The organism is Hymenobacter humi (assembly GCF_042665855.1).
GTDB lineage: Bacteria > Bacteroidota > Bacteroidia > Cytophagales > Hymenobacteraceae > Hymenobacter > Hymenobacter humi.
In genome coordinates this window covers 741,726-764,756 of sequence record NZ_JBHTEK010000001.1, presented here as the reverse complement: position 1 = coordinate 764,756, position 23,031 = coordinate 741,726, and the positions used below count along the sequence as shown (strand labels likewise).

Annotated in this window: 29 protein-coding genes and 5 pseudogenes; 20 read left to right on the top strand and 14 right to left on the bottom strand. The window is 59.8% G+C overall.

Going from position 1 to position 23,031, the window contains the following annotated elements; all coding sequences use genetic code 11:
* Window positions 1-96: 96 nt before the first annotated feature.
* From ACFQT0_RS04320 to ACFQT0_RS04305, 4 genes and pseudogenes are all read left to right on the top strand, one after another.
* Window positions 97-516, top strand: a complete 420-nt coding sequence (locus tag ACFQT0_RS04320; RefSeq protein WP_380200675.1) for a DoxX family protein — start codon at window positions 97-99, stop codon at window positions 514-516.
* Window positions 517-692: 176 nt separating this feature from the next.
* Window positions 693-1,079 (top strand): annotated as a pseudogene (locus ACFQT0_RS04315) (serine hydrolase); the annotation flags it as partial.
* A complete protein-coding gene (locus tag ACFQT0_RS04310) occupies window positions 1,055-1,660 on the top strand; it encodes a serine hydrolase domain-containing protein (protein WP_380205908.1) in 606 nt (201 codons plus the stop codon). The pseudogene ACFQT0_RS04315 and the gene ACFQT0_RS04310, both read left to right, overlap by 25 nt.
* 123 nt (window positions 1,661-1,783) lie before the next feature.
* The gene (locus tag ACFQT0_RS04305) at window positions 1,784-2,266 is read left to right on the top strand and encodes a DinB family protein (RefSeq protein WP_380200673.1); all 483 of its coding nucleotides are present in this window, start codon (window positions 1,784-1,786) and stop codon (window positions 2,264-2,266) included.
* 109 nt (window positions 2,267-2,375) lie between these two features.
* Here the strand turns inward: ACFQT0_RS04305 and ACFQT0_RS04300 are convergent, their stop codons facing one another.
* The 9 genes and pseudogenes from ACFQT0_RS04300 to ACFQT0_RS04260 all read right to left on the bottom strand — a co-directional run bounded on the left by ACFQT0_RS04300 (window position 2,376) and on the right by ACFQT0_RS04260 (window position 9,469).
* Window positions 2,376-2,498 carry a hypothetical protein gene (locus ACFQT0_RS04300; RefSeq protein ID WP_380200671.1) on the bottom strand — a complete coding sequence of 41 codons (123 nt, stop codon included), beginning with the start codon at window positions 2,496-2,498 and terminating at the stop codon, window positions 2,376-2,378.
* Window positions 2,499-2,659: 161 nt separating this feature from the next.
* A pseudogene (locus ACFQT0_RS04295) lies at window positions 2,660-2,962 on the bottom strand (outer membrane beta-barrel protein); the annotation flags it as partial.
* A gap of 11 nt (window positions 2,963-2,973) precedes the next feature.
* A complete protein-coding gene (locus tag ACFQT0_RS04290; protein WP_380205907.1) occupies window positions 2,974-3,336 on the bottom strand; it encodes an outer membrane beta-barrel protein in 363 nt (120 codons plus the stop codon).
* Window positions 3,337-3,385: 49 nt separating this feature from the next.
* Complete coding sequence (locus ACFQT0_RS04285; protein ID WP_380200669.1) at window positions 3,386-3,910, bottom strand: outer membrane beta-barrel protein; 525 nt, start codon at window positions 3,908-3,910, stop codon at window positions 3,386-3,388.
* Window positions 3,822-4,700 (bottom strand): TonB-dependent receptor plug domain-containing protein, encoded by an 879-nt coding sequence (locus ACFQT0_RS04280; RefSeq protein WP_380200667.1) that lies wholly within the window; start codon window positions 4,698-4,700, stop codon window positions 3,822-3,824. The genes ACFQT0_RS04285 and ACFQT0_RS04280 overlap by 89 nt, the downstream gene beginning before the upstream one ends.
* Before the next feature lie 530 nt (window positions 4,701-5,230).
* A complete protein-coding gene (locus tag ACFQT0_RS04275) occupies window positions 5,231-5,683 on the bottom strand; it encodes a hypothetical protein (RefSeq protein WP_380200665.1) in 453 nt (150 codons plus the stop codon).
* Window positions 5,684-6,696: 1,013 nt separating this feature from the next.
* Window positions 6,697-7,181, bottom strand: a pseudogene (locus tag ACFQT0_RS04270) (peptide deformylase).
* Window positions 7,182-7,349: 168 nt separating this feature from the next.
* Window positions 7,350-7,535: a helix-turn-helix domain-containing protein gene (locus ACFQT0_RS04265; protein WP_380200663.1), complete on the bottom strand. Its 186-nt coding sequence runs from the start codon at window positions 7,533-7,535 to the stop codon at window positions 7,350-7,352.
* Window positions 7,514-9,469: a sigma 54-interacting transcriptional regulator gene (locus ACFQT0_RS04260; protein ID WP_380200661.1), complete on the bottom strand. Its 1,956-nt coding sequence runs from the start codon at window positions 9,467-9,469 to the stop codon at window positions 7,514-7,516. Before ACFQT0_RS04260 ends, ACFQT0_RS04265 begins: the two co-directional genes overlap by 22 nt.
* A 235-nt stretch (window positions 9,470-9,704) precedes the next feature.
* Here ACFQT0_RS04260 and ACFQT0_RS04255 point away from each other — a divergent pair, with 235 nt between their 5' ends.
* The 7 genes and pseudogenes from ACFQT0_RS04255 to ACFQT0_RS31525 all read left to right on the top strand — a co-directional run bounded on the left by ACFQT0_RS04255 (window position 9,705) and on the right by ACFQT0_RS31525 (window position 12,799).
* A complete protein-coding gene (locus ACFQT0_RS04255) occupies window positions 9,705-10,091 on the top strand; it encodes a hypothetical protein (protein ID WP_380200659.1) in 387 nt (128 codons plus the stop codon).
* On the top strand, window positions 10,088-11,038 hold the full coding sequence (locus tag ACFQT0_RS04250; protein WP_380200657.1) for a TolC family protein: 951 nt from the start codon (window positions 10,088-10,090) through the stop codon (window positions 11,036-11,038). The genes ACFQT0_RS04255 and ACFQT0_RS04250 overlap by 4 nt, the downstream gene beginning before the upstream one ends.
* A 148-nt stretch (window positions 11,039-11,186) precedes the next feature.
* On the top strand, window positions 11,187-11,600 hold the full coding sequence (locus ACFQT0_RS04245; RefSeq protein WP_380205906.1) for a universal stress protein: 414 nt from the start codon (window positions 11,187-11,189) through the stop codon (window positions 11,598-11,600).
* 141 nt (window positions 11,601-11,741) lie between these two features.
* A complete protein-coding gene (locus tag ACFQT0_RS04240) occupies window positions 11,742-12,062 on the top strand; it encodes a hypothetical protein (RefSeq protein ID WP_380200655.1) in 321 nt (106 codons plus the stop codon).
* Window positions 12,020-12,322 (top strand): hypothetical protein, encoded by a 303-nt coding sequence (locus ACFQT0_RS04235; RefSeq protein WP_380200653.1) that lies wholly within the window; start codon window positions 12,020-12,022, stop codon window positions 12,320-12,322. Before ACFQT0_RS04240 ends, ACFQT0_RS04235 begins: the two co-directional genes overlap by 43 nt.
* Window positions 12,265-12,585 (top strand): annotated as a pseudogene (locus ACFQT0_RS31530) (efflux RND transporter periplasmic adaptor subunit); the annotation flags it as partial. The gene ACFQT0_RS04235 and the pseudogene ACFQT0_RS31530, both read left to right, overlap by 58 nt.
* The gene (locus tag ACFQT0_RS31525; RefSeq protein WP_449272039.1) at window positions 12,584-12,799 is read left to right on the top strand and encodes an HlyD family secretion protein; all 216 of its coding nucleotides are present in this window, start codon (window positions 12,584-12,586) and stop codon (window positions 12,797-12,799) included. The pseudogene ACFQT0_RS31530 and the gene ACFQT0_RS31525, both read left to right, overlap by 2 nt.
* Before the next feature lie 90 nt (window positions 12,800-12,889).
* On the opposite strand, the gene ACFQT0_RS04225 is transcribed toward ACFQT0_RS31525, so the two are convergent.
* Entirely contained in the window at window positions 12,890-13,300 is a 411-nt protein-coding gene (locus ACFQT0_RS04225) for a four helix bundle protein (RefSeq protein WP_380200649.1), read from the bottom strand.
* An 84-nt stretch (window positions 13,301-13,384) separates the two neighbouring features.
* Here ACFQT0_RS04225 and ACFQT0_RS04220 point away from each other — a divergent pair, with 84 nt between their 5' ends.
* Window positions 13,385-14,956, top strand: a complete 1,572-nt coding sequence (locus ACFQT0_RS04220) for a DHA2 family efflux MFS transporter permease subunit (RefSeq protein ID WP_380200647.1) — start codon at window positions 13,385-13,387, stop codon at window positions 14,954-14,956.
* Between the two features lie 295 nt (window positions 14,957-15,251).
* On the opposite strand, the gene ACFQT0_RS04215 is transcribed toward ACFQT0_RS04220, so the two are convergent.
* The 3 genes and pseudogenes from ACFQT0_RS04215 to ACFQT0_RS04205 form a co-directional block, all read right to left on the bottom strand.
* A complete protein-coding gene (locus tag ACFQT0_RS04215; RefSeq protein ID WP_380200645.1) occupies window positions 15,252-16,283 on the bottom strand; it encodes a hypothetical protein in 1,032 nt (343 codons plus the stop codon).
* Between the two features lie 187 nt (window positions 16,284-16,470).
* Window positions 16,471-16,980, bottom strand: a complete 510-nt coding sequence (locus ACFQT0_RS04210; protein ID WP_380200643.1) for an energy transducer TonB — start codon at window positions 16,978-16,980, stop codon at window positions 16,471-16,473.
* 110 nt (window positions 16,981-17,090) lie between these two features.
* A pseudogene (locus ACFQT0_RS04205) lies at window positions 17,091-17,258 on the bottom strand (hypothetical protein); the annotation flags it as partial.
* Window positions 17,259-17,570: 312 nt separating this feature from the next.
* Here ACFQT0_RS04205 and ACFQT0_RS04200 point away from each other — a divergent pair.
* Window positions 17,571-17,735: a hypothetical protein gene (locus ACFQT0_RS04200; RefSeq protein WP_380200641.1), complete on the top strand. Its 165-nt coding sequence runs from the start codon at window positions 17,571-17,573 to the stop codon at window positions 17,733-17,735.
* Between the two features lie 100 nt (window positions 17,736-17,835).
* Here the strand turns inward: ACFQT0_RS04200 and ACFQT0_RS04195 are convergent, their stop codons facing one another.
* Window positions 17,836-18,222: a BlaI/MecI/CopY family transcriptional regulator gene (locus ACFQT0_RS04195; RefSeq protein WP_380200639.1), complete on the bottom strand. Its 387-nt coding sequence runs from the start codon at window positions 18,220-18,222 to the stop codon at window positions 17,836-17,838.
* A 246-nt stretch (window positions 18,223-18,468) separates the two neighbouring features.
* Here ACFQT0_RS04195 and ACFQT0_RS04190 point away from each other — a divergent pair, with 246 nt between their 5' ends.
* The 7 genes from ACFQT0_RS04190 to ACFQT0_RS04160 all read left to right on the top strand — a co-directional run bounded on the left by ACFQT0_RS04190 (window position 18,469) and on the right by ACFQT0_RS04160 (window position 23,008).
* The gene (locus ACFQT0_RS04190; RefSeq protein ID WP_380200637.1) at window positions 18,469-19,026 is read left to right on the top strand and encodes an RNA polymerase sigma factor; all 558 of its coding nucleotides are present in this window, start codon (window positions 18,469-18,471) and stop codon (window positions 19,024-19,026) included.
* Between the two features lie 653 nt (window positions 19,027-19,679).
* Window positions 19,680-20,072 (top strand): hypothetical protein, encoded by a 393-nt coding sequence (locus ACFQT0_RS04185; protein ID WP_380200635.1) that lies wholly within the window; start codon window positions 19,680-19,682, stop codon window positions 20,070-20,072.
* Window positions 20,072-20,809, top strand: a complete 738-nt coding sequence (locus ACFQT0_RS04180) for a hypothetical protein (RefSeq protein ID WP_380200633.1) — start codon at window positions 20,072-20,074, stop codon at window positions 20,807-20,809. Before ACFQT0_RS04185 ends, ACFQT0_RS04180 begins: the two co-directional genes overlap by 1 nt.
* A gap of 114 nt (window positions 20,810-20,923) precedes the next feature.
* Window positions 20,924-21,199 carry a hypothetical protein gene (locus ACFQT0_RS04175; RefSeq protein ID WP_380200631.1) on the top strand — a complete coding sequence of 92 codons (276 nt, stop codon included), beginning with the start codon at window positions 20,924-20,926 and terminating at the stop codon, window positions 21,197-21,199.
* Window positions 21,196-21,468: a hypothetical protein gene (locus ACFQT0_RS04170; RefSeq protein WP_380200629.1), complete on the top strand. Its 273-nt coding sequence runs from the start codon at window positions 21,196-21,198 to the stop codon at window positions 21,466-21,468. The genes ACFQT0_RS04175 and ACFQT0_RS04170 overlap by 4 nt, the downstream gene beginning before the upstream one ends.
* Before the next feature lie 89 nt (window positions 21,469-21,557).
* Window positions 21,558-22,061: a hypothetical protein gene (locus tag ACFQT0_RS04165; protein WP_380200627.1), complete on the top strand. Its 504-nt coding sequence runs from the start codon at window positions 21,558-21,560 to the stop codon at window positions 22,059-22,061.
* 71 nt (window positions 22,062-22,132) lie between these two features.
* On the top strand, window positions 22,133-23,008 hold the full coding sequence (locus ACFQT0_RS04160) for a hypothetical protein (RefSeq protein WP_380200625.1): 876 nt from the start codon (window positions 22,133-22,135) through the stop codon (window positions 23,006-23,008).
* Window positions 23,009-23,031 lie beyond the last annotated feature (23 nt).

Genomic DNA, 23,031 nt, shown 5'->3' with positions numbered 1-23,031 from the left:
GCGCTCGGCATGACGCTCTTTCGAGCCTCAAAATTCTATTACTGTCCATAGCCGCCCGCCGTATAGCATAGCTTCCAACCAACCGCTCCGAAAGCCATGCTTCACCAACCCCACACAACAACTTGGCAAAACGTGGCCCGCGGGCTGCTGGGCACCTTTATGGTAGTGGCCGGCACGGGGCACCTCACCTTTGCCCGGCAGGATTTTCAGGCGCAGGTGCCCGATTTCGTGCCGCTGAACAAGGACACGGTGGTGCTGCTATCGGGGGTAGCCGAGATTGGGCTGGGGCTGGCGCTGCTGCTCTGGAAGCGCCGCCGGGTAGAAATGGGCCTGGTCCTGGCCGTATTCTACGCGCTGGTATTTCCGGGCAATATTCATCAGTACACCCACCACCTTTCCGCCTTCGGCCTCGACACCGATGCCAAGCGGTTGGGCCGGCTATTTTTCCAGCCCGTGCTGATGGGGGCAGCCCTGTACTCTACCGGCGCCTGGCAGGCGCTGCGGCAGCGGAAGTAGCTCTAGCAGCGCAGGGTGGACAGTGCGCTGGTTTTCCGCCGACATTTGAAGCGCCTCCTGCCCTCTCTCTCCCTTCATGAAATCCCTTTTCCTACCCCTACTGCTGTGTGCAGCGGCCAGCCGCGCCCAAACGCCGCCCACGGCCGCCACCCTCCTCACCCTGATGCAGAAGGCCGGTGTGCCGGGCATGCAGGCTGGTGTACACCAAGAACAAATCGGTTACTTCGTACGCGCTAGGGGTGCGCGCGGCCGGCAGCGCGGCAGCCGTCGATGCCACCACCGCCTTCGAGGCGGCTTCGCTGGGCAAAGCCGTCCTGTCTTACATAGCGCTGCGCCTATTCGACCGCGGCGTGTTCGACCTGGACAAGCCCCTGCTGGGCTACCATGCCTACCCGCGCCTGCAGGGCGCCCCAAACGCCGACCGCATCACCGCCCGCATGGTGCTGGGCCACACCGCCGGCCTCCCCAACTGGGCCGCCAATCCCCTCAGCCCGGAGTGGAACACGGCGCCCCTGCGCCTGAAATTTGCGCCCGATAGCTGCTGGAACTACTCCGGCGAGGGCTACGTGTTTCTGCAAAAACGCTGGAACACCTCACCGGCAAGTCGTTTGAGACGCTGGCGCGGGAGGAAGTTTTTGGGCCGCTTCGCATGGCCCACAGCAGCTTTATGTGGCAGGAGAAGTTCGCCGCCAACGCGGCCTCGGGGCACGACGGCAAGAGCCAGCCCACGGCCATCAACCACTTCCCGGCGGACTTCGGAGCATATAGCCTGCTCAGTACGGCCGCCGATTACAGTCGTTTTGTGCAGGCCCTGATGACCGGACGGAATCTGAAACCGGGTACTGCCCAGCTACTCCTCACCGCGGCCAATGAGGCCCGGCGCTACGGCAAGCCCGCCACTGCCACCGACCCGTTTATTGCCTGGGCCTGCGGCGTGGGGCTGGCCACCACCAGCCAAGGCCTGGCCCAGTGGCAGTGGGGCGACAATGGCAGCTTCAAAGGCTTCTACCTGACCCTGCCCAACCAAAAGGAAAGCCTGGTGTTTCTCACCAACAGCTCCAACGGCCCCAAAATGACCGACGACCTGCTTCGGCTTTTCCTGGGGCCGGGCGAGTACCACGCCACACAGTGGCTGGCCGAGTAAGCGGCACTTCCGCCGCCCATTCCCTCGGCTGGTGTGCGCAACACGGTGCGCGCTGCAGGTTGATAATCGTAAATTCAAGTCCTCGCCCCGGCCGATTTCAAATCCACCTAAATAGCCAAGCACATGGAAAAGTCGACCCGAGCAGGATTGGTAGCCGAGCTTATCGGCCTGCTCACCAAGGGCCACGCCCACGTCACCTTCGAGGAGGCCTGTGCCGGCCTGATGCCAGCGCTTTGGAATAAGCACGTGCCAGACGTGCCGTATACCGTCTGGCAGCTGGCCGAGCACGTGCGCATCACGCAGTACGACATCGTGGAGTTCTGCCTCGACCCGAAGTACGAATCGCCGGACTGGCCAGCCGGCTATTGGCCCGCCAAAGACGCTACCGCCGACGAAATAGCCTGGCAAAAGACCCTGGCGCAAATCCGCGCCGACCGGCAGCGCTTCATCGACTTGCTTCACACCGCCGCCACCGACTTGCTGGCGCCATTGCCACACGGCACCGGCCAGACCATCCTGCGCGAAGCCATGCTCATTGCCGACCATACGGCCTACCACACCGGCGAAATTATCCTGGTGCGGCGCCTGCTGCACGCCTGGAAATAGGCGGGCAGTCGTTGTCATTCACTCGTAGATTTTCAAACAAAAGAGCCCGGATTCAAACAAAAGAGCCCGGAACGTCAGACATTCCGGGCTCTTTTGTATCCTGAAGAAATTACTTCTTCTGGGTCTTAACGGTCTTGCCCGAGGGCTTGTCTTTCACCTCCACTTCGTTTTTCTTCTCTTTGTTCTTGGTGGCCGGGTCGGTGTGCTGCGGCGTGCTGGTGGTATTAGCCATGGCGTTGATATCTGATTGATTTGTGGAAAGATATCGGGGTATACGGCTGGCTTGCGCGGCAGGCTATCCAATTCAGGATGTATTTCGGTGAGGCAGCTGTTGGCCGGTTTTAGTTGAGCCAATCCAGGTTGCCGGACCAAAACCGCCGCGCCGTCTTGAACTCAGATTTTCGAGAAGCGGTAAGTAAACCCCACGTTGAAGCGGCGAATGACAACGCGCGATTCCTGCGCCTGCTGAAAGGTAACGTCGGTGAGTTCGCTGGAAGTCCGCCGGTATTGCTGAAACGGGCTGCTGACGGACAGGCTAACCCGGGCCTTGTTGTTTCTCAGCAAATCCTTGTTCACCGCCACGGTATTCCAGAGGGTGCCTGCGCCCTTGCCCTGCAGCAGAATGCCCGGCGAGGAGTAGCCCAGGCTGCCACTGGTTCGCCAGGTTTTGCCGAGCCGGTAGCTGGCATTGGCCGAGGCCTGGAGCGTTAAGCCCTGGTTGGTGCGCGCCCGCCCCCCAGCGTGCTGCTAAACCGGACGTGGGCCAGGGTGCCGTTGGCGCCGATGGTGAGCTTGCGAAAAAGAGTGGTGTTGCTGCTGAGCGTGAGGTTGGTTCGTTGGTTTCGGCCGCCGTTGCCCGAAGTGGTCCGGGCTACCGAGTCGGCCCCCAGGGTGGTGAGCTGCTGGATGGCGCTGGCCGTGAAGTCGTGCGCCAGCCCAACATTGATGGACGTGCTTTTAACAAAGCTGTTGAACCCGACACTGACTACATGGGTGGTGGCCGGCTGCAGCCCGGGGTTGCCGTAGGAGATGTTTTGCGGGTCGGTCAGGTCCACGTACGGGTTGAGCAGATATAAATCGGGCCGTTGCAGGCGCTGCGTGTACGAGGCGCTGAGAGTACTAGCCTCTTTGAGCCTGGCGCGAGATGTTCAGGCTGGGCACTAGGTTGGTGTAGTGCTGGCGGGCCAGGGTGCCGGAAGTCCGGAAGTCGGCGTCCAGGCGGGTTATTTCCAGCCGGCCGCCGGCCTGCAGGCGCCACTTGTTCTTTTTTATAATGAGGCTGCTGTAGGCCGCCTGAATGGCCTGCTCGTAGCTGAAGTTGTTGCTCAACCGCGGGTCGAGCACGAATACATCGGTGAGCGAATCCCGGGTTTGGTAGAAGTAGTTGCTGCCGTTGCGTTCGAAACTGGCTTTAAGGCCCATTTCCAGGGTTTGCTTCCCAATTGGCTGCACGTAATCGAGCTGCAGGGTTTGCTCCCGGGTACGGTCGTCGTTGCGGGTGTTGCTTACGCGGCCCTGGTAGTTCAGGAGGGGCAACACGCTGAAATCGCTGCTGTTAAGGCTGGTATTGGTGCTGGCTTTGTAAGCCAGGGTAAGCAATCGGGCGTCGTTGTTTTTGAAGTTGTGCTGGTAGTTCAGCCCCACATCGTAGCCGGATTGTGCATTGTGGCCGGCGTTCAGGTTCTGGTAGGCCTGCTTCAATTCGCCCGCGCCATTTAGCATGGGCTTGCTGCACGCTGGCGTTATCGCCCCGCCCCCGATTAAAGCCATAGCTCACGCTCGCCTGGTTTTGGGCATTGGGCTCGAAGCCGGCCTCGCCGCTCAGGTACTGCGAGTGGCTGCTGTTGCGCCCCGTACTGGTTTGTTCCAGGCGGCTTTGGCGGATGTAGTCTTCCCTAACACTGCTGCGGCGCGAAGTTGGGCTGGCCCGCTCCTGCCCTCCCGCGTTGGCCGAGACGTTGAACAGCCCAATTTTGGCGCTGGTGTAGCCGCCGTACGACAGACCCTTGGGGCTGCTAGCGCCCGCATTCAGCGAGCCGTTGTAGCCATTGAGGCTTTTCTTGTGAGTAATGATGTTCAGCACGCCTCCCACGCCCTGCGCATCGTAACGGGAGGGCGGATTGGTAAGTACTTCAATGCGCTTAATCATGCCCGCCGGCATGCTGCTGAAAACCTCGCTGGGGTTCTGCGCAAAGAGCGAAGATGGCTTCCCATTGATAAGCACCTGGTAGTCGCTCTTGCCGTTGAGCTGCAGGTTGTCGTCGGCATCGACGCTCAGCAGGGGCACTTTGCGCAGCATCTCCAGAGCGGTCAGCGTGCTGCTTTCCGGGTCAGCCTCCACGTTGTAGCTGATTTTGTCGATGTCGTGTTCAATGAGTGGTTTTGGGGCCATTACCTGCACTTCGTTGAGTTGCGTGGCGGTGGGGACCAGCATTATGGTGCCCAAGTCGAGCGCCGCGGTGGCGAAAGCCGGAACCTCGATGGTTCTGGACCGATAGCCCAGGTGGCTGAGCAAGAGTTGATGGCTTTTATTGTGCAATACTTTTAGCTCAAACCAACCATTATCAGCAGTAGCAGTAGTTAGCGCGGCTCCAGTTTTGCCGTTCTCCTGCGATACAACCACAAGGTGGCCTAAGCCTTCCAAGCTAGCCGAGTCTATAACCGTTCCCCTTATTGTATTGGTGGTAAAGCTGACAGGACTTTGAAGGGACTGAGCCATCCCTGCCGAACAACAAAGAGAAGCTAGTAACGCAGTTGGCACTACTAGCTTCTTCATTGCTATGCGGATCCACTTTTGCAGCATAACATAATCCTTTCCATTTCATTGGTATAGGGCGAATTAGCTGCACATGGTAAGCCGCTGATTCTTGACTCAAGGCGACGAACTAAACGTCGCTCTAAACGTCGGCGCGAATGATAAGGCTCCATTTAGAAGCAGGATTCGTTACGGCGAGCGCTAAGTGCTCAAGGCAACGGTGGGTAATACTGTACGCCTCCTATTTTGAAGACTACATTTGAAAATGTTACATCAGCAAGTTCGGCAGTCCAGCCGCCATTTGGGCAATCTGCTTTAGACTGGTCAATCACAATGGCTTTGGTTGTATAAGTGCCTCTCGCTCTGCCGTTATTCACAGGAATTGTAAAGGTGTCGATATGGTCGTCGTCGTCATAGCTTTGCCCGGGAGCTACATTACCTCCGTGATTTCTGCATTGGGTTTCGACATGGATGTCGTAAGTCAACGTTGCCTGAGTAGAACGAATATTACCTAGGCCAGATATGTCGTATTTTATCTCTAACTGGGTTCCTATATCCTTGACTGTAACAGGGCTCTTAACGTTTGGATGTTGCGCTGAAGCAGTTCCATAGCTGAAAAGCGCAAACAAAAAGAAGACGAAAGCTGAAATATTGGTTTTCATGGCGTTGGTTATTAGCGTTGGTTATTAACAAAAAACAATTTATGATTAAAGGGCCCCGGTAAGGCGAAGGCCTTATCATTGAGGGAGCAATTGTAATTGGCAGGATTAATGCGAAAGCCTTGGGTGGCGTCGGGCATCAATGTGCTAACAATCAGTTGTATTAACTGACATTCAGACGTTCCCAATCAAGCACACAAAGGCCACTTCCTCATAGGCAAGGATGATTTAAGGTTCCGTTTTTATGCAGGGCGGTACGACAGCCAGTTGGCTGTGAGACCGGGTGCTACTAGCGCCGTAATACGGCGGACCCGGTAATTACTAAGGGCATGGGGCGCTGTGTAACCGGGCCCGGTTAGGCACAGCAGCGAGTTGCAACTTCTTACAAGGAGCGGGAATCGTCTCTAAGTCAGAGGACTGGTGTAATTCTGCCAGTAAGACCAGAAAGAAAGTGCGGGGCTACACAGGCTAGCGGGATACCCCGCTACGGGATTAGTAGTGTAGAACTAGAGTTCCGTTGTCAGTAGGGTGTAGGTTTTTATCATAATACTAATGTTATAACATTGATTAATTAGCTCAACTTTGAATCAGGATGTCAGCTTAAATGATGAGATTATCACTTGTTAATCAATAATATTGGCAACAGAACCGGCTGTTACCTTTACTAATATACAATGAAAAGCCATAAAAATTATTTAAGTATTACAAAATATTTTCTACTGTTCAGACAGTTTTTCCTTTTATTTTCCAAGACCTGATAACGAGTTATGTCGCTTATAAATATTACGATAATTTGTCCGGCGTGGAAAGCACTCAGTAAATCAAGCTATTGGTCACGCTATCAAACTCGGTGTTTAAGCTAGCTGTGCAAACAATAGAGGAATAGCATATTCCAAGGTTACCGGTAGCCTCGCCGGGAAATAATAGGCAACTTTTTCAAGACACTGCATGGAGTTCTGGGAATCAGCTCTCCCAGCTCTTCTGTACCACTGGCAATAGGAAGACGCCCGGCAAAGTCAGGATTTCCAGCGGAATGACTGCTGGTCGATGGCACGCATGGTGCAGAGGACGCCGTCGAGGTGGTCGCATTCGTGCTGGAGCAGCTCCGACAGGGCGTCCTGCACCGGCCAGACCTGCGGCTGCCAGTGCTCGTCCAGGTACCGGACCGTGACGGCCGAGTGGCGCATCACCCGCACCAGCAGGTTGGGGAAGCTCATGCAGTCGTCCCAGAGCTCAAACATGGCCTCGCTTTGGTCGGTGAGCTCGGGGTTGATGAGCACCATCGGCCGGTCGAGGTTGAGGTAAACTAGGCGCTTCATGATGCCCAGCTGCGGCGCCGCAATGCCGCGGCCGAAGTGGTACCGGGCCCGCACCTCATTCATCACGTTGTCCAGGTCGGCCACCCAGCCGGCCAGGTGAGGCAAGTCGGCCTGGGTCACCGGCTCGCACTTTTCGTACAGGCGGGGTCACCCAGCAACACCATGTCAGCTAACGTTTTCATCGGGACAAGAGGTAAGGGCGAGACCATGTAGAAACGCATATCTCGTTGTTGAACGATAGCCGCACCAGCTGTGCAACGAAGGTTGTTCAACGACGAGACGCAAATATGCGTCGCTACAACGTTTTTGCTGATTACTTATACAGCCAGCAAACTTCCCCCTGCTTTACGTCACCCCATCACGGTGCGCCGGATGCCGAGCTTTTTCATGCGGGCTTCCAGGGTTTTGGGGTTGATATCGAGCAGCAGGGCCGCCCCTTGGGCGCCGCTCACCCGCCCGCCGGTGCGGTGCAAAGCTGCCAGAATGTGGTCACGCTCCTGTTCCCGCAGGGTTTTCAGGGGCCCGGGGCCCGGCAATAGCGCTGCGGCCGGCTGGGCCAACAGGGCGCAGCCGCAAACCCCATAAATTCCAGGAATGGCCCCTGGCTCACGATAATGGCCTGTTCGAGCACGTGTTCCAGCTCCCGGATGTTGCCGGGCCATGTGTAGGCCTGCAGGGCGGCCAGGTCGGCGGGGCGCACCTGCCGGATGGGCTTGCCCAGGCGCTTGCTTAGGCGCTGCACAAAGTGGCGGAGCAGCGGCTCAATGTCTTCGCGGCGCTCGCGCAGGGGCGCCAGCGCTATGGGAAAAACGTTGAGCCGGTAGTACAAATCGGCCCGGAAACGGCCGGCGGCCACTTCGTCGGCCAGCACGCGGTTGGTGGCGGCTATGACGCGGGCATCGGAGTGCAGCACCTTGGTGCCGCCCAGGCGCTCGAACTCGCGTTCCTGCAGCACGCGCAGCAGCTTGGCCTGCAGGTCAAGGGGCAGCTCGCCGATTTCGTCCAGGAAAATGCTGCCGCCGTTAGCCAGCTCAAACTTGCCGATGCGCCGCTCCACCGCGCCGGTAAAGGCGCCTTTTTCGTGGCCGAACAGCTCGCTTTCGATGAGTTGAGCCGGCAGGGCCGCGCAGTTGAGCTTGATGAGGGCGCGGGCGTGGCGGGGCGAGGCGTTGTGCAGCTCGCGGGCCACCAGCTCTTTGCCCGTGCCGGTTTCACCCGAAATCAACACCGTGGTGTCGGTGGCCGCGACCTGGCGGATGCGCAGCAGCGTGTGCTGCAAGGCCGGCCCGCTGCCGACAAAAGTGCCCGAATCGGCCCCGAAGCGCGCGGAGGTGTTGATTTCATCGACCAGGTAGGTGCGCTCCTGCTCCACTTGCGCGCGCAGCTCCTCAATTTGCTCGAAGGCAAAGAGGTTTTCCAGGGCTAGCGCAATCTGGGGCACCAGGGCCAGCACCGTGGCCAGGTCTTCGGGGCGGAAAGCGTCGGGCCGGGCGGCCGAGAGCGTGAGCACGGCCGCGCCGTCGGGCCGCTGCCAGATGGGCGCCACCAGCAGCGCGCGGGTGCCGTAGTGCTCGTACACGTAGCGCAGGCGCGGGTAGCGCACGGCCAGGTCCTTGAACTCGGGCCCGGAATAAATGGCCGCGGTGTGGAGCAGCCCGGTGCTTTGCTGAAAAATACCAGCCGTGTTGGTGAGGGTTTGGTCCAGGTCGCGGTCGGGCGCAAGGGCTTCCAGCGGGGCGCCGGGGGCCGAGCGGGAGAACTCGGCAAATACTTCAAACATCTTTTCCTGCCCGGCCCGCTGCACCCGAATGCCGAAGTACTCGAATGGCACGAGCCGGCTCAATTCCTCGGCAATGGCCCGAAACAGCGGCTCCCGCTGCTTGATGCTGAGCAGCGCGTTGGTGATGTTGAGCTGCAGGGTGCGCTCCTGCTCGCGGCGCGCCACTTCCTCAAACGCCAGGGTGTTGGCCACGGCCACGGCTATGAGGGAGCCTATTTTTTCGAGCAGCTTTTCGTCGCCCGCCGTCAGATTGGGCCGGCGGCGGGAGGCCAGCGTGAGGAAGCCCGTGAGGTGCCCGCTCGTGCGCAGGGGCACCACGGTTAGCTGGGAAATATTTTGCTGCTGCATGCGCTGCAGGGGCTCGTAGTCGGGGTAGTCGCGCAGGTAGTCGGCCAGCGTGATTTGCTGCACCCGCGGGTCGGCCACGAGCTTTTCGACGGGCGAGCCGGCGATGGGGGTGAACTGGTCCATTTCGGCCGGCCGCGGGGCTCGCTCCTCGGCGCCGTAGTAGTCGCGCAGAAACAGGCGCTTCTGCTTCAGCTCCACGTCGAAAACGTTGATGCCGATGAGGTCGAAAGGAAAGATGAGCCGCAGCTTGGTGGTGACGACTTTAAACAGCGAGTCCTTGTCACGAATGGTAGCGATGGCTTCATTGAGGTGTAGCAGCAGAGTTTCGTCTTTTTCCGGCATGAGGCTTCAGCAACAAATTCGCTGGCGTTTTCCTGAAATATGAGGAGTTCATTTACAGGGATTCCTATTATTTAAGGAATACAACTCAGGTCATCTATTGTTCGACAAAAACCTTTTATCACCCTAATCATCTGATAAATAACCAACAACGATTGATTCCAAGGTGATTTACGGCTCAGTGTATCCCTGGCACAAGTTTCGGTAAGGGCACGGCAACTAACACTTGCACTTACTTATGTTTTCACGCATTTCATCTCCGGCTGTCTTCGTGCTGGCGCTGGCCTGGTTGGGCGGCGGGGCAGCCTCAGCGCAGACGGCGCCCGGCGTTGACGTAATCTCGGATTCGCTGACGCTGGACGGCACCCTGCGCTCGGTGCTCGATGCTAATCCGGCAATTACCTCGCTCGACGAGCTAGCCAACGCCGCCAGCGGCCGCCTGGCCCAGACGCGCACCGGCTTTTTGCCCCAGGTAACCGGCACGGCCACTTACACCCGCATCGACCCGGTGGTGAAGCTGCCCTTCGGCGGCGAAACCCTGCACTGGCGCCCAACAACAACTACGACGCACACATCACGGCGCAGTACCTGCTGCTGGACTTTGGCAAAAGCGACGCGCAGGTGAAAGTGGCCGAGGCGCAGGTGCAAACGGCCCGCGACAACGTGACCGTGTCGAAGCGCGACCTGGCCTTCAACGCGGCGCAGGTGTACTACAACATCCTGTTTATGCGCGAGAGCATCAAGGTGCAGGACGCGCAGATTGCCTCGCTGCGGGCCCACCGCAATGAGATGGAGAAGCGCGTGCAGGGAGGAGTGAGCACGCGCTTCGACGTGACCACCACCGACGTGCGCATCACGCAGGCCCAAAACACCAGAATTGACTTGCAGAACCAGCTCCGCAACCAGCAGGTGCAGCTGGCGCGCCTGCTGCACAAGCCCACCCAGGCCGACGTGCCGGTGAAAGGCCGCCTGGCCTTCCAGCCCCAGCCCGTAGACGTGAACGCCGAGGTAACGAAAGCCCTCGAAAACCGCCCCGAAATCAAGCTGGCGCGCGACGCCGAAACCACCGCCACGCTTCAGCAGCGCCTCGTGGAGCGCAGCAACCTGCCCAGCCTTGGAGTGGGCGCCCAGGTAGGCGCCAAAAACGGCTACCTGCCCGACCTCAACCAAATCCGGCCCAACACGGTGGGCGTGGTGCAGCTCTCGGTGCCAATTTACGACGGCAACAAGAACAAGAACCAGCGGGTGGAAGCCCTCGCCAACGCCCGCAGCGCCGTGGCCCGCACCCAGGACGCGCAGGAACAAATCCGCGCCGACGTGCGCCAGGCGGCCAACAATATGGAGTTCAGCCAGGCCCGCTACGACAACGCGGAGCGGCAAATCGCCCAGGCCACCGACGCCCTCACCCGGGCCCGGGCCCGCTACCGCTACGACGTTGGCACCAACCTCGACGTGCTCGACGCCGAAACCCGCCTGGCCCAAGCCCGTCTGTCCCGCGCTCAGGCCATCTACAACTACACCCTGGGCCAGTTCCAGCTCAAGCGCGCCACCGGCGAGCAGATTTGGCAATAGGCATTTGGGGTAAGAGGGTATGGGGATAAGAGGGCAAGCGTTGTTTCTGACCCTGGCCCTCACTCCTGCCACCTATTGACTCTTACCCTCCTACCCTCACACCCTCTTACCCTAAAAATGAACCTCTCCACCATCCTTTGCCCGCTCGATTTCTCGGCTGCGTCATCGGGGCTGGTGGCGTACGCGGCGGCGCTGGCTGCAGCCACCGGGGCCGAGCCTGCGGCTGCTGCACGTGTGCGAGCCGCAGGAATACCCCGCCGGCCGGCGGCCCGGCACCCCGGCTACGGAGCGGCCGGTAGCCTGCGCCGAACGGCTCAACAAGCTGCGCGCTGAGGCCGAGCAGGCCGGGGCCCCGCGGGTGCACATCGGCATCGTGCAAGGCGAGGCCGCGGCCGAAATTGTGGCCGCAGCTGGTCACCACCGGGCCGACCTGATTGTTATCGGGGCGCACGGCTGCACCGGTCTCACCCGCTTTCTCATGGGCAGCACTGCCGAAACCGTGCTCCGCACCGCCCCCTGCGCCACCATGCTGGTGCGCGCCCCTTTGCTCAATGAGGAATGAAGGATGAGGAATGAAGAATTGACCGTTTCGGCGGCGCCCTTCATTTCAGACTTCTCATTCTCGCTTTTCCCTCGTAATTCTTCATTCTTAATTCCTCATTCTTAATTCGATTAAGATGGCCCAGACCGAAATCACCCCCCTGTGCAAAATGCCCCGACTCCTTACCCCAACGCCACCTCGACCGAGGCCGGTCCGCTCATGGAGGAGCCCAAGCGGCGCAACCCGCTCATCCTGATTATCCTGGCGGTGGTGGTGCTCGCCGGCGCCTACTATGGCTGGACGCGCTACCAGTTTGCCAAAGCCCACGAAAGCACCGACGACGCCCAGGTCGAAGGCGACGTGTACCCGATTCTGCCCCGCGTGGGCGGCCCGGTGCTCGACGTGAAGGTGCAGGACAACCAGCCCGTGAAAAAGGCGACGTGCTGGCCGTCCTCGATGCCGCCGACTACCAGCAGCGCGTGAACGCCGCCGAAGCGGCCCTGGCCGCTGCTCAGGCCCAGGTGCTGGCGGCCCGCGCCAGCGTGGCTACGGCTCAGGCCAACGTGCGCACGGCTCAATCTACCATCGGCGTGAGCGAGGCCAACCAGGCCAAGCTGCAAAAGACCTCAAGCGCAGCACCTTCCTGCGCCAGCAGGATATCATCCCGCAGAGTGAGTACGACGCCGTGCAGGCCAACCTGCGCGCCACCAGCGCCCAGCGCGCCACTGCTACCGACCAGGTGAGCGTGGCCCGCCAGCAGGTAGCCGCCGCCCAGCAGCAGGTAGCCGTGGCCCAGGCCGTGGTAAAACAGCGCCAGGCCGACCTCGACAACGCCAAGCTTCAGCTCAGCTACACCACGCTGGTGGCCCCCGGCAACGGCATCGTGAGCAAGAAAAACGTGCAGCCCGGCCAGGTAGTAGCCCCCGGCCAGCAGCTGATGGGCCTCGTGGCCAGCGAGAAAACCTGGGTCATCGCCAACTTCAAGGAAACCCAGCCTGGAAGACATGAAAGTGGGCCAGCCCGTGAAACTGGAAGTAGACGCCTACCCCAACGAGGATTTCCAGGGTCACATCGAGTCGCTCTCCGCCGCCACCGGCGCCCGCTTTGCCCTGCTGCCCCCCGACAACGCCAGCGGCAACTTCGTGAAAGTGACCCAGCGCGTGCCCGTAAAAATTGTGCTGGATAAAGTAGACCCCCAACACCCCTGCGCGCCGGCATGAGCGTGAACGCCGTGGTGCAGGTGAAGTAGTCATTTAGTGAATTAGTGATTCAGTGATTTAGCGAGCAGACTTTCTCTTATTCCCGTCAAATCACAGTATTACTAATTCACCATTTAACTGAATCGCCGCTTTTGCTTTCTTACGAGCAGTGGCCAGGATGGAGACTATTTCTAGGTATTCTTGGCTGATGTGTTCTAGTCGGGACTTTGGCATAATGGCCGCGTCACCAATTAATTCCAACCAGAAAAGAGATTCGTCGGCTTCCTCCACGCATATGCAGAGTTTGGCATACCATTCGGCGGCCGAACGGCCTCGGCACGCCGCCCGATAATTAGCGGCTACAGAAGTGGCCGCACGCAGCAACTGCTTGCCGATTACTGCGGCTTCTCCTGTACGCGGCAGGCCCTGATACAACGCAATAATGCGCAATGCAGCAGCCTTGGTTCGCTCCCGCAATGCTTGGTTGAAAGCAGCCCTGGATTGTAAAGTATTTTCTTCCATAAGATTTAGAGAGGCAAGCATTAGGCCCTGCGCAAGCCGCACAGCCAAGCTACTTCACTAATTCACCATTTCACTAAATCACCGATGGAAACCGGATTTACCAAGTGGATTATCGTTGTCACGGTGGTCCTCTGCTGCTTGCTGGAGCTCATTGACACCAGCATTGTGAACGTGGCCCTGACCCAAATGATGGGCAACCTCTCGGCCACCCAACAGGAAGTAACCTGGGTGATAGCCTCATACGGCATCGCCAACGTGATTGTGATTCCGATGACCGGCTTTCTGGCCGAGCAGTTCGGGCGGCGCAACTACTACTTCGCGTCGGTGCTCATCTTCACCATCGCCTCCATCGCCTGCGGGCAGAGCACCAATATCTGGGAGCTGGTGGCCTTCCGCTTCATTCAGGGTATTGGCGGCGGTGCGCTCATGGCCACGTCGCAGTCTATTTTGATTGACACTTTCCCGCCCAAGCAGCTGCCGTTGGGCCAGGCGTTGTTTGGCATGGGCGTGATTATCGGGCCCACCATCGGCCCCACGCTGGGCGGCTACATCGTGGACAGCAACCTGGGCTGGCCCTGGATTTTCTACGTGAACGTGCCTGTGGGCATTCTGGCGGCCATTTTCACCATGCTGTTTATTCGCGACCCCGAGCGCATCAGGAATGCGGTGCCGCGACCCTTGCGTGAGATTGATTGGTCGGGCATCGGCTTGCTGATTCTGGGCGTGGGCTCGCTGCAGCTTGTGCTGGAGCAGGGCGAAAGCGAGGACTGGTTCGACAGCGCGTACATCAACTTGTTCACGGTGCTCGCGGTGGTGGGCATCGTGGGCTTTATCTGGCGCGAGCTGACGGCCGATAAACCCATCGTGGATTTGCGCGTGCTGGGCAAAAGCCGCAACCTGGCAGTGGGCGCGTTTCTGTCCTTCATTCTGGGCTTTGGGCTGTTCTCTTCGGTGTTCGTATTTCCAATATTCACGCAGCGCATTCTGGGCTTTACGGCGGCGCAAACGGGCCTCATCCTGCTGCCCGGCGCGCTGGCCTCGGGCTTTATGATGCCGCTTATCGGCAAGGCCCTGCAAGCCGGCGTGCCGCAGAAATACATGATTCCGGTGGGCTTCACCATCTTCTTTTTCTTCACCTTCTGGATGGCCGCGCGCATCTCGCCCACGGCCGGCGAGGCCGATTTCTTCTGGCCGCTGATGGTGCGCGGCGTGGGCCTGGGCCTCATCTTCCTGCCCATTACCACCATGAGCTTGGCAGGCCTGCAGGGCAAAGACGCGGGCCAGGCCGCGGGCCTCACCGGTATGATTCGGCAGCTCGGCGGCTCGTTTGGCGTGGCCATCGTGGGCACCTACCTCGAGCGTAGCCTCATGCAAAACCGCAACGGCCAGTCGGCCAACATCTCGCTCTACGACCCCGAAACCGTGCAGCGCGTGCAGGCCTTCACCCACAATTTCATGGCGCGGGGCTTCTCCTTCGAGCAGGCCCAGCAGCAGGCTTACGCCGCCCTCAACGGCATTTTGATGAAGCAGGTCTCCATCATTACCTACTCGCAGGTGTTCTCCATGCTGGGCTTCTTCTTCCTTGCCTGCCTGCCGCTGGTGCTGCTCATCAAGCGCGTGAAGGTGACGGGCAAGATTAGCCTGGACGCCCACTAACGGTGACTGAGTGAGGGAGTAACTGAGTGAATCCGCTTTTGGCTTCTTACCCAGAGCGGTTTTCGTAACCGTGCACGGGTAGCGTGGACTCTGCGAGTCCGCGCGTGGCGATGCGGACCGAACGACGCGCGGACTCGCAGAGTCCACGCTACCTGTATACCAAACTCAAAGCCGCTGTGGAATGCAGAACGCCCCGACAGTTTTACCTGCCGGGGCGTTCCTTTTTCATTGAAGGAGTGGCTGAGCCAATAACACCCGGTTACTTCACTCAGTCACTCAGCCGCTCAGTCACTCCTTACTGGTACTGGATGTACAGCGGGGAGGGCGTGAGGGCAATCACCTCTTTCGGTGTCATGATGTGGTGGGGGGCCGGGCGGGCGTCGTACTCGTAGAACAGCTTGAAGCCGGTGTACTGCACGGGCTCCGTCTGAATGTAGTCGTGGTAGGAGTCCTTTTTGAGGGTCGGTTCGCCGTGGCCGTCCATGTGCATCACAATCTGCACGCGCGGGTCGAGCTTGATGTTTTTGTAGTTCGTAATCATCTTCCGCGTGAAGCGGTGGACGGTGAGCACCTTAGGCGGCAGCTTGTTTTCGCTCACGATGCGGGCCAGGAAGCTCACGGCGAAGTTTACGTCCTTGGCGTCGAAGGTGCCGATTTTCTGGTTGGGGCGCACGCCGGGCATGGTGGCCAGCGAGAACTCGGGGTCGATGCCTAGGTGGATGTCGGGCGACTTGAGGTATTGTTCCAGCTTGGGCAGCTCGGCAGCCAGGGTGCTGTGGCCCACCTGCACGTCGAGGAAAAGGATGCAATTGTGCTCGCGGGCCCATTTGATGACCTCCTCAATGGTGGCCTTGGAGTTCATCAGGCGCCATTTGCCGTCCTTGCCGGGGGTGCCCTGGGCCGTGATGGTTACGTTGTGCAGCGCCGGCTGCACGGGAATGCTGGGGTCGGCGGCGCGCCACTCGTCCAGTACCTTTTCAAACTTGCGGAACATCTGCTCCTTGGGCTCGCGGCCCAGAATGCCCATGCCCTTCGAGCGGATGTTGCCATAAAACGCGATGATGCGGTGGCCCGGCAGGATGGCGCCCGGCAGCTGCCCGCTTTTCTTCACGATGGAATCGGCGCGGAGCGAGTCGCGGCGCATGGCCTGGGCCCGCAGCTGAGCGGAATCCAGCGGAGCCGGCTTGGCAGGCGCCTCCCCGGCGGCAATGCCGCTGGCGGGTTCGCCCTCGGCGGGGCGTGTTTGGCAGGCGGGCAGGCTGGCGGCGGCCAGCAAGCTCAACGATGCGGCCACAACAGCGTGGCGCGGCAAAAAGGAAAATAACACTGAATAAATGGGGCTTAGTAGGTCAATACGACACGCAAGTTAACCCATTTCGGGCGGTTGCCACGGACATTAACGCAGAAAGGCCCCGGCAAATGCCGTGGCTTTTCGAGCGGTTTCTCTCAACTATTGACGTCAACGGACCTGATAGGCCCGAAGAAGAACAAAGCAATTACTTGATTCTATCTGCCTACTTCTTGGCAAACATGACCGGTAGAGTAAAGCTGACCGCTACGGGCTTTCCTTTTTGTTTGCCAGGCACAAAAGTGGGCAATTGCTGCAAAGCAGCAACCACGGCGGCATCATATTCAGGCCCTAAGCTCCGCCTGATTTTTATATCCTCGACTTTCCCTTTATCAGTTACGGTAAAGGATACATATTCATGGCCACTAGGCTGTTTATCAGGGGCTACATTGGGATACACCAAGCGGCTCTGGATGTATTGTACGATGGCTGTTGGGCCGCCACCTCCGGGTAATTGCGGCATATCTTCCACATAGGTATATACCCCATCCGGCCCAGGCTTGATGTCGTTCCTTGCTATTGGCGGCGGAGGAGGCAGAGCATCAGGTACTTCGGCCGGGGGCGGAGGTGGCGGCGGCATTGAGGCATCGTCGCTAGAAGCAGATGCTGCGGTCTTCGGTGGTGCCATCGACTCGGTGTTGCGCTCGCAGGCAATTGTGAAAAGGCATAAGGCCACCAGCGGCAGCGCGAGCCACTGCTTCCAGCGGCGGGCGGGGAGGTTTCGTGTATCATGGCAATGCGACGTAAGGTTTGGGAATGGGAAAACGTGTGCGCAAGCGGGACGGAGAAACCGAGGCGGGTGGCCACTTGCCGGGCCAAAAGGTGAGCGTAGGAACGGGAAGTTGAGAAAGCGGATGGTGCGCCGGCGCGCAGGGCGGCTTCATCGGCCAGAAACTCGTGGGTGAGGCCCAGCGCCCGGCCGCACAGGTGCACGAAGGGATTGAACCAGAGCACGGCGCACAGCACCTCGAGCAGCAGCCGGTCGTAGGTGTGGCCCTGGCGCACGTGGGCCAGGCTCGTGCTGCAGCACCTGGTGGGCTTCGGCGGCGCTCAACGGCAGGGTTTCGTCCCACAGCACCACGCGGCCGAAGGAGCCTGGTGGGCAGCCGGCCGTGGGTTTGCACCAGCACGTAGTCGGAGCCGGGCTCCGCGGGCAGGCCGCGGGTGTTGAGCCACAGCTTGCCCAGGCCATACGCCGCCTGCGCCCCCATGAAGGCCACCCCCATCAGGTAAACCGCTTTAAGCCAGAAAAACCACTCCGGGCCGGTGGAAACGGCGCCATCGGCGCTTATCTGCACGGTGGGCAGCAGGATGGACGTCATGGCCGGTACGCCCACGAGGCTTGTGCTCCACGCCGTGGGCCAGCTCACTGGCAGCAGCGGCAGGCCGGCCGCCAGCAGCGGGCCCAGCACCAGAAACCAGCGGTTGTAAGCAAAGCTGCGCTCCTGGCGCAGCGCCACCCGGTAGCAAAGCCACCACGCCCCCAGCAGCACCGTGCTGAGCAACATCCAGTTAAGCAGGCTGAGAGGGTTCATCGGTATCGGGGGTTTGAGGTTGGGAAGCGTGGCGAAGCAGCTCGTCGAGCCTGGGCGGCGTCGAGGTTTTCTTCTTTGGCGAAAAAGGACACCAGCCGGCTGAAGGAATTGCCAAAGTGCCCGCCCAGCAGCTTCCGCAGCGAGAAGCGGCGGTAGTCGTCCTGGGCTACCAGCACGAAGTAGCGGTGGGTACGTCCGAAGGCTTCGTGCCCCACAAAGCCCTTGGTTTCCAGAATCCGGATGATGGTGGAAACGGTGTTGTAGGCCGGCGTGGGCGCCGGCAGTTCGGCCAGCACGTCCTTCACGAAGGAGGGGCCGCGGCGCCACAGCACCTGCATAACCTGCTCTTCGGCGCGGGTGAGTTCGGGGAAGGATGGGTCCATAAGGTACTGGGACTAGGGTGTCATATGAGGCTAACGCAAACATACAACTAATGTTTTAGTTTAATGACTAAAACATTAGTTGTGGTGTGTGACATTTTTATTTAGCTCAATCTTTCTAGTATTTCGTCTTGATTATCAGACGACAATAGACAATAGCGAAAATATTATTTTCTGGATATAGCAGCCTTTGAAGCATTTGCGCTGTCTGCCCTGCTCCTGCCGATTGCGCAGGCTTACCTTGCCCAAATGCCAGCTCTACCTGCTGACTTATCGGACCTGCTTTCCCGATGCGGCCGCCGCGAACCGGCCGCCCAACGCCTGCTGTACGCACGCTACGCCGGGCGCATGCTGGGCGTGGCGCGCCGCTACGTGCACTCGGTAGCCGAGGCCGAAGACATCCTGCAAGACGCCTTTGTGAAGGTGTTCACGCGCCTGGGCGACTTCCGGGCCGAAGGCTCGTTTGAAGGCTGGCTGCGGCGCATCGTCGTTACTACGGCCATCAACCACTGGCAAAGCGGGCAGCACCGCCGCCAGCAACTGCTTCTCGACGACGTGCCCGAGCCTTACGCGGCCGATGCCGACGCGCTTGACCGCCTGGGCGTGGCCGAAGTGCTGGCCCTTATCGAGCAGCTGCCCGATGGCTGCCGGCTGGTGCTCAACCTCTACGCCGTGGACGGCTACACCCACGGCGAAATCGCCGAGCTGCTGGGCATTCAGGAAAGCACCTCCAAGGCCCAGTTGAGCAAGGCCCGCAAACAACTCCACCTGCTGCACCAGCGGCAGACTAGCTATTTGAAATTATGATGGAAGAACCGGAAGAAAACCGCCTCGACCATTCCCTGCGCGACCAATTCGAGGACTTCGACCTGCCCCCGTCCGCGCACGTCTGGACTGGTATTGAGCAGCGGCTGGCCGCCCCGGCGCCCATGTTGCGCGTGCGCCGCCGACTGGTGCCCCTACCCTTGCTCTTCGTGCTCACGGCCCTGCTAGCCTGCGTATTGGGCTGGCTACTGCCGCACCAAAAAGGACGCGAGGCAGCGCGTGTCGTTTCAGTTAGCTCAACGATAGCCACGCCAGCAACTACTCGCGCGCCTCAAGGCAGCAGCAAGCTCAATAAAGCAGCCCCCGAGACTACAACCAAAGCTCAACCGCATTCTACTGTTAACCGCTTACTAGCTCAACGGCAAGCCTCAGTTTCGAGTGCCCTTAATGAAACACGGTTGCGCCAGTCATTAACGGCAAAAAAGGCACACGGATTAGGGATAACAAGTCCGAACCAAAACAAGCGCCAACTTTCGAACGGAGCATCTTCAGCATTCTCACCCGCTGCACTGGCGGTTACGCCCACAGAAACGTCGCCCCCAACCTCAACTGTTGTGGTGGCAGTTGAGCCAACCTCAGCCGCCTCTGCCACGACTGTAAGTACTACGGCAGCCGCCGAAATCATACCAACGACCTTGCGCACCCTGGCAGCCCTGGAACGCGAGACGCTGACGCAACTGCCCAGCATTGCCACGTTAGCTCCTAGCACGCCGCCCGCCGGAAACCACGCCGCGCTGCTCCTCAATCTGCGGGCCGAACGCGCCGAGCTCTTGCGCCTGCAACGCCGCACCGATAGCACCCTGCTCGCGCTCGGCGACTTACCTGGCGCGCCGCTGCCAACTGTTGCCACGGTAGCGCCAGAGGCTGCCGATACGGCCCGCGTGCGCCCCTCCGGCACCGCTGGAGCCTGCTGCTGGCGGCCACGCCCGAGCAAAACACCCTCACCCTGCAAGGCCCCGAGGGCGACAGCCTCACCGCCCTGCGCCGCAACCACGAAACCGGCCGCGCCGGCCTCAATACCACGCTGATGGCGGAATACCGCCTCACGCCGCGCCTGAGCGTGGGCGGCGGCGTAGGCTACAGCACTTTCGGCGCCGACCTGCGCCTCACCAACAAGAAAACCGACATCAGCGTGGCCTACGACACCACCACCACGCGCACCACTAGGTTCTACACGTCCACCAACCGGACGTATTCCATTCGTATCGTGCAGGTGCCCCAGCTTTCGCCCATTTTCAACAGCAACGGCCAGGTCATTGGCTACAACACGGTGTACGTGCCCCGGCAGGACACCGTATTCACCACCACCGTGCAGCGCGACAGCGTTCACTCCGTGAGCAATACCGTCACGCCGCGCATCAGCAAGAAGGAGACGGTTAGCACTACCCTGTTGCAGCCCAACTATCGCTTCTTCACGGTACCCCTGATGCTGCGCTACCGCCTCACCATGGGCCCGGGCCGCTGGTGGGCCGACGTGGCAGCCGGGGCGCAGTTCCAGTTTTTTCTGGGCGGCACCCAGGTAATAACCGAGGACGGCGAGAACTTCCGCACGGAAGCCATCCGGCCCAGCAGTGGGCCATTCCGCCCGTTGAACCTGGCCTTGGCGGGCTCGCTGGCGCTGAACTATGCGCTTACCAACCGCCTGAGCGTGAGCGTGGCCCCCAGCATGCGCTGGCAAGCCCTGTCGGTGTACAAAACCGAAACCGGGCTGCGGCAGCAGCCCACCGCCACCGGCCTGCAGTTGGGCGTGCGATTTAAGCTATAAATACTTCTATCAACCAGCAGCCTTTTTCGGCTGGTCCTGGTCTGGCTAGTTGAACGCGGTGCTGCGCTCCGGCCGGAGCAGCCCTGCCGTTCGCCTAGCTGCGCGGCCACGCTTTTGGCTCCATCCCTCCCCTTTCTTGTTGCTGATGAAAATGCTACGCCATTGCTACCTGTTGGCTTTTTCCTGTTCGTGGCCGGCCTTGGGCCATTGCGGGCCCAATCCTTTGCCTGGGCCAAGCTGGCCCGCACCGATTCTGATTCGGTAACCGTTTCGCGGTCGGTTAGTGCAACCGATAAGGACGGCAATACCTACGTGTACGTCCCCTTTCGAGACCACCTGACAGTTAATGGCACCGTCTTCACCGGCACTCCCCATACTCTGCCGCGGTGATTAAATACGACGCCACTGGCAACGTGCTATGGGCAAAGCCGCTGCTTAACATCACCATTACCCAGTTGGCTGCTGATAACAGCGCGGGTGGAGTGTTTATGGCGGCTGCTCAATGGGGTGGCAATGGCACCTGGGACGGGGTAGCATTGCCGGTGACTGGCGATGCCTTCTATGCCAAATGTTCAGCCACTGGCGCTCTGCAGGGGGCCGAGGCGTTGCCCGGTGTAGCGGGCCCCACCTTTACACCGTCGGTGAGTTTGGGGTGGTAGCCGATGAGGCTGGCAGTGCTTACATCCTGGGAACGACGAGCACCACGAGCGTGATTGGGGGAACAACTGTGGACGCCAATCACACTTTTGTGCTCAAAGCCAATGGTGCCGGCACCGCGCAGTGGGTTCGTGTGCTACACGACACTTCCGGTTTGCTGAGCACGGTGTATTTGGGACCGAAGCCAGGAGGTGGCTGTTTGGTGAGCGGGTATGTTAAGGGTTCCTTGTACCTGGGAGCGGGCACGGCTACGCCCTTGCTAACGGCCGCCGCCCTCGGGAGCGGATTCTTGAGCAGCTTTGATGCGGCCGGTGCGCATCAATGGAGCAACGTGGTGGGCGTATCGGGACCGTCCCAATACTCTTTCCTCAACAGCGTGACCATCAACAGCACGGCCGCTGATGCCAACGGCGAATGCTACGTCACGGGCTCGGCATACCCTCCGTTTCAACTGGGCAGCCAAACGGTGCTCAATGGCTACTTCCTAGCCAAATATGACCCTTCAGGTGCTTTGGTATGGGTGCGCGATGCACTGCCAACGCCCGGGGAAGCTCCGCAACCGGTGTTCTTTTGGCCGCGAACACAAACGGCGTAACAGTCGTCATTAGCAATAACTTCAATCCAACAAACTTGAGCACGCTGCGGCTAACATCACCCTATAACTTCGTGCACTATACATCCCAGGGGATAGAGCAATGGGCAGTGGCCGATGCCTGGCAAGGCCGCAGCACTGCCGGTGTTATCAGTCCTTATTTTATGCCTGCGGGCCTGGGCTTCGATGCCGGGGGCAATCTGTACGCGGCAGGTCCAGTTATTCGTACCTCTCAGCGTAACCCTTCGGCTCCCCTACCCACGGTTCAGCTAGGAGCCCAAACTACCGTTGGCCTCGGTACCATCGTGACGCGGCTCAATGCTTATGCCAATACGTTGCGCGGGCTGGTGTACCTGGACCAGAATGGCAATGGGAAGCGGGAAGCTACCGAAGGCGCTTTTCCGCAACCGCTCACCGCTAACTTGGTGCAAGCCGGCAATACCACTTTCTCAGCAGTAGGGCCCGGTGGCCAGTTGCAAGCCTATGCCAGTCCGGGCTCCTACTCGCTAAGCCTGGCGCACGTACCGGCTAACTACACGGTGTCGCAGCCCAGTTCTGCGGGAACTTACACCGGTACCCTCACGGGCATTAGCCAAGTGGTGACGGGGCTTGATTTTGGAGTAGCGCCAGTCCCTAATCAGCCCGACTTACGCGTCACGTTTGTGCATGGCATGGCCCGGGCCGGATTCCCACTCAGCTATTATGTGTCCGTAGAAAATGTAGGCACCACCTCCCCTAGCGGCACCATCACCGTCACGCTTGATAGTCATTTGGACTTCATTACCAGTACCCCCGCGGCCACGCACACGGGCCAAACCCTGACGTGGACGTATACCAACTTACCGCCGTTTGGTAAGCTCAACTTCAACATTCTGTCCAGCCTTCCCACCAATACCGTTATGGGTACGGCACTGATTTCCACTGCTGCCGCGCCCTCGCCGGGGATATAGCGCCTGCCGATAACATCGCTACC

Bases quoted from the DNA above. Each gene is read 5' to 3' on its own strand.
- ACFQT0_RS04320 (WP_380200675.1), top strand. From the start codon at position 97: ATGCTTCACCAACCCCACACAACAACTTGGCAAAACGTGGCCCGCGGG.
- ACFQT0_RS04305 (WP_380200673.1), top strand. From the start codon at position 1,784: ATGGAAAAGTCGACCCGAGCAGGATTGGTAGCCGAGCTTATCGGCCTG.
- ACFQT0_RS04300 (WP_380200671.1), bottom strand. From the start codon at position 2,498: ATGGCTAATACCACCAGCACGCCGCAGCACACCGACCCGGCCACCAAG.
- ACFQT0_RS04280 (WP_380200667.1), bottom strand. From the start codon at position 4,700: ATGCTGGTCCCCACCGCCACGCAACTCAACGAAGTGCAGGTAATGGCC.
- ACFQT0_RS04275 (WP_380200665.1), bottom strand. From the start codon at position 5,683: ATGAAAACCAATATTTCAGCTTTCGTCTTCTTTTTGTTTGCGCTTTTC.
- ACFQT0_RS04260 (WP_380200661.1), bottom strand. From the start codon at position 9,469: ATGCCGGAAAAAGACGAAACTCTGCTGCTACACCTCAATGAAGCCATC.
- ACFQT0_RS04255 (WP_380200659.1), top strand. From the start codon at position 9,705: ATGTTTTCACGCATTTCATCTCCGGCTGTCTTCGTGCTGGCGCTGGCC.
- ACFQT0_RS31525 (WP_449272039.1), top strand. From the start codon at position 12,584: ATGAAAGTGGGCCAGCCCGTGAAACTGGAAGTAGACGCCTACCCCAAC.
- ACFQT0_RS04225 (WP_380200649.1), bottom strand. From the start codon at position 13,300: ATGGAAGAAAATACTTTACAATCCAGGGCTGCTTTCAACCAAGCATTG.
- ACFQT0_RS04220 (WP_380200647.1), top strand. From the start codon at position 13,385: ATGGAAACCGGATTTACCAAGTGGATTATCGTTGTCACGGTGGTCCTC.
- ACFQT0_RS04195 (WP_380200639.1), bottom strand. From the start codon at position 18,222: ATGGACCCATCCTTCCCCGAACTCACCCGCGCCGAAGAGCAGGTTATG.
- ACFQT0_RS04190 (WP_380200637.1), top strand. From the start codon at position 18,469: ATGCCAGCTCTACCTGCTGACTTATCGGACCTGCTTTCCCGATGCGGC.
- ACFQT0_RS04180 (WP_380200633.1), top strand. From the start codon at position 20,072: ATGGCGGAATACCGCCTCACGCCGCGCCTGAGCGTGGGCGGCGGCGTA.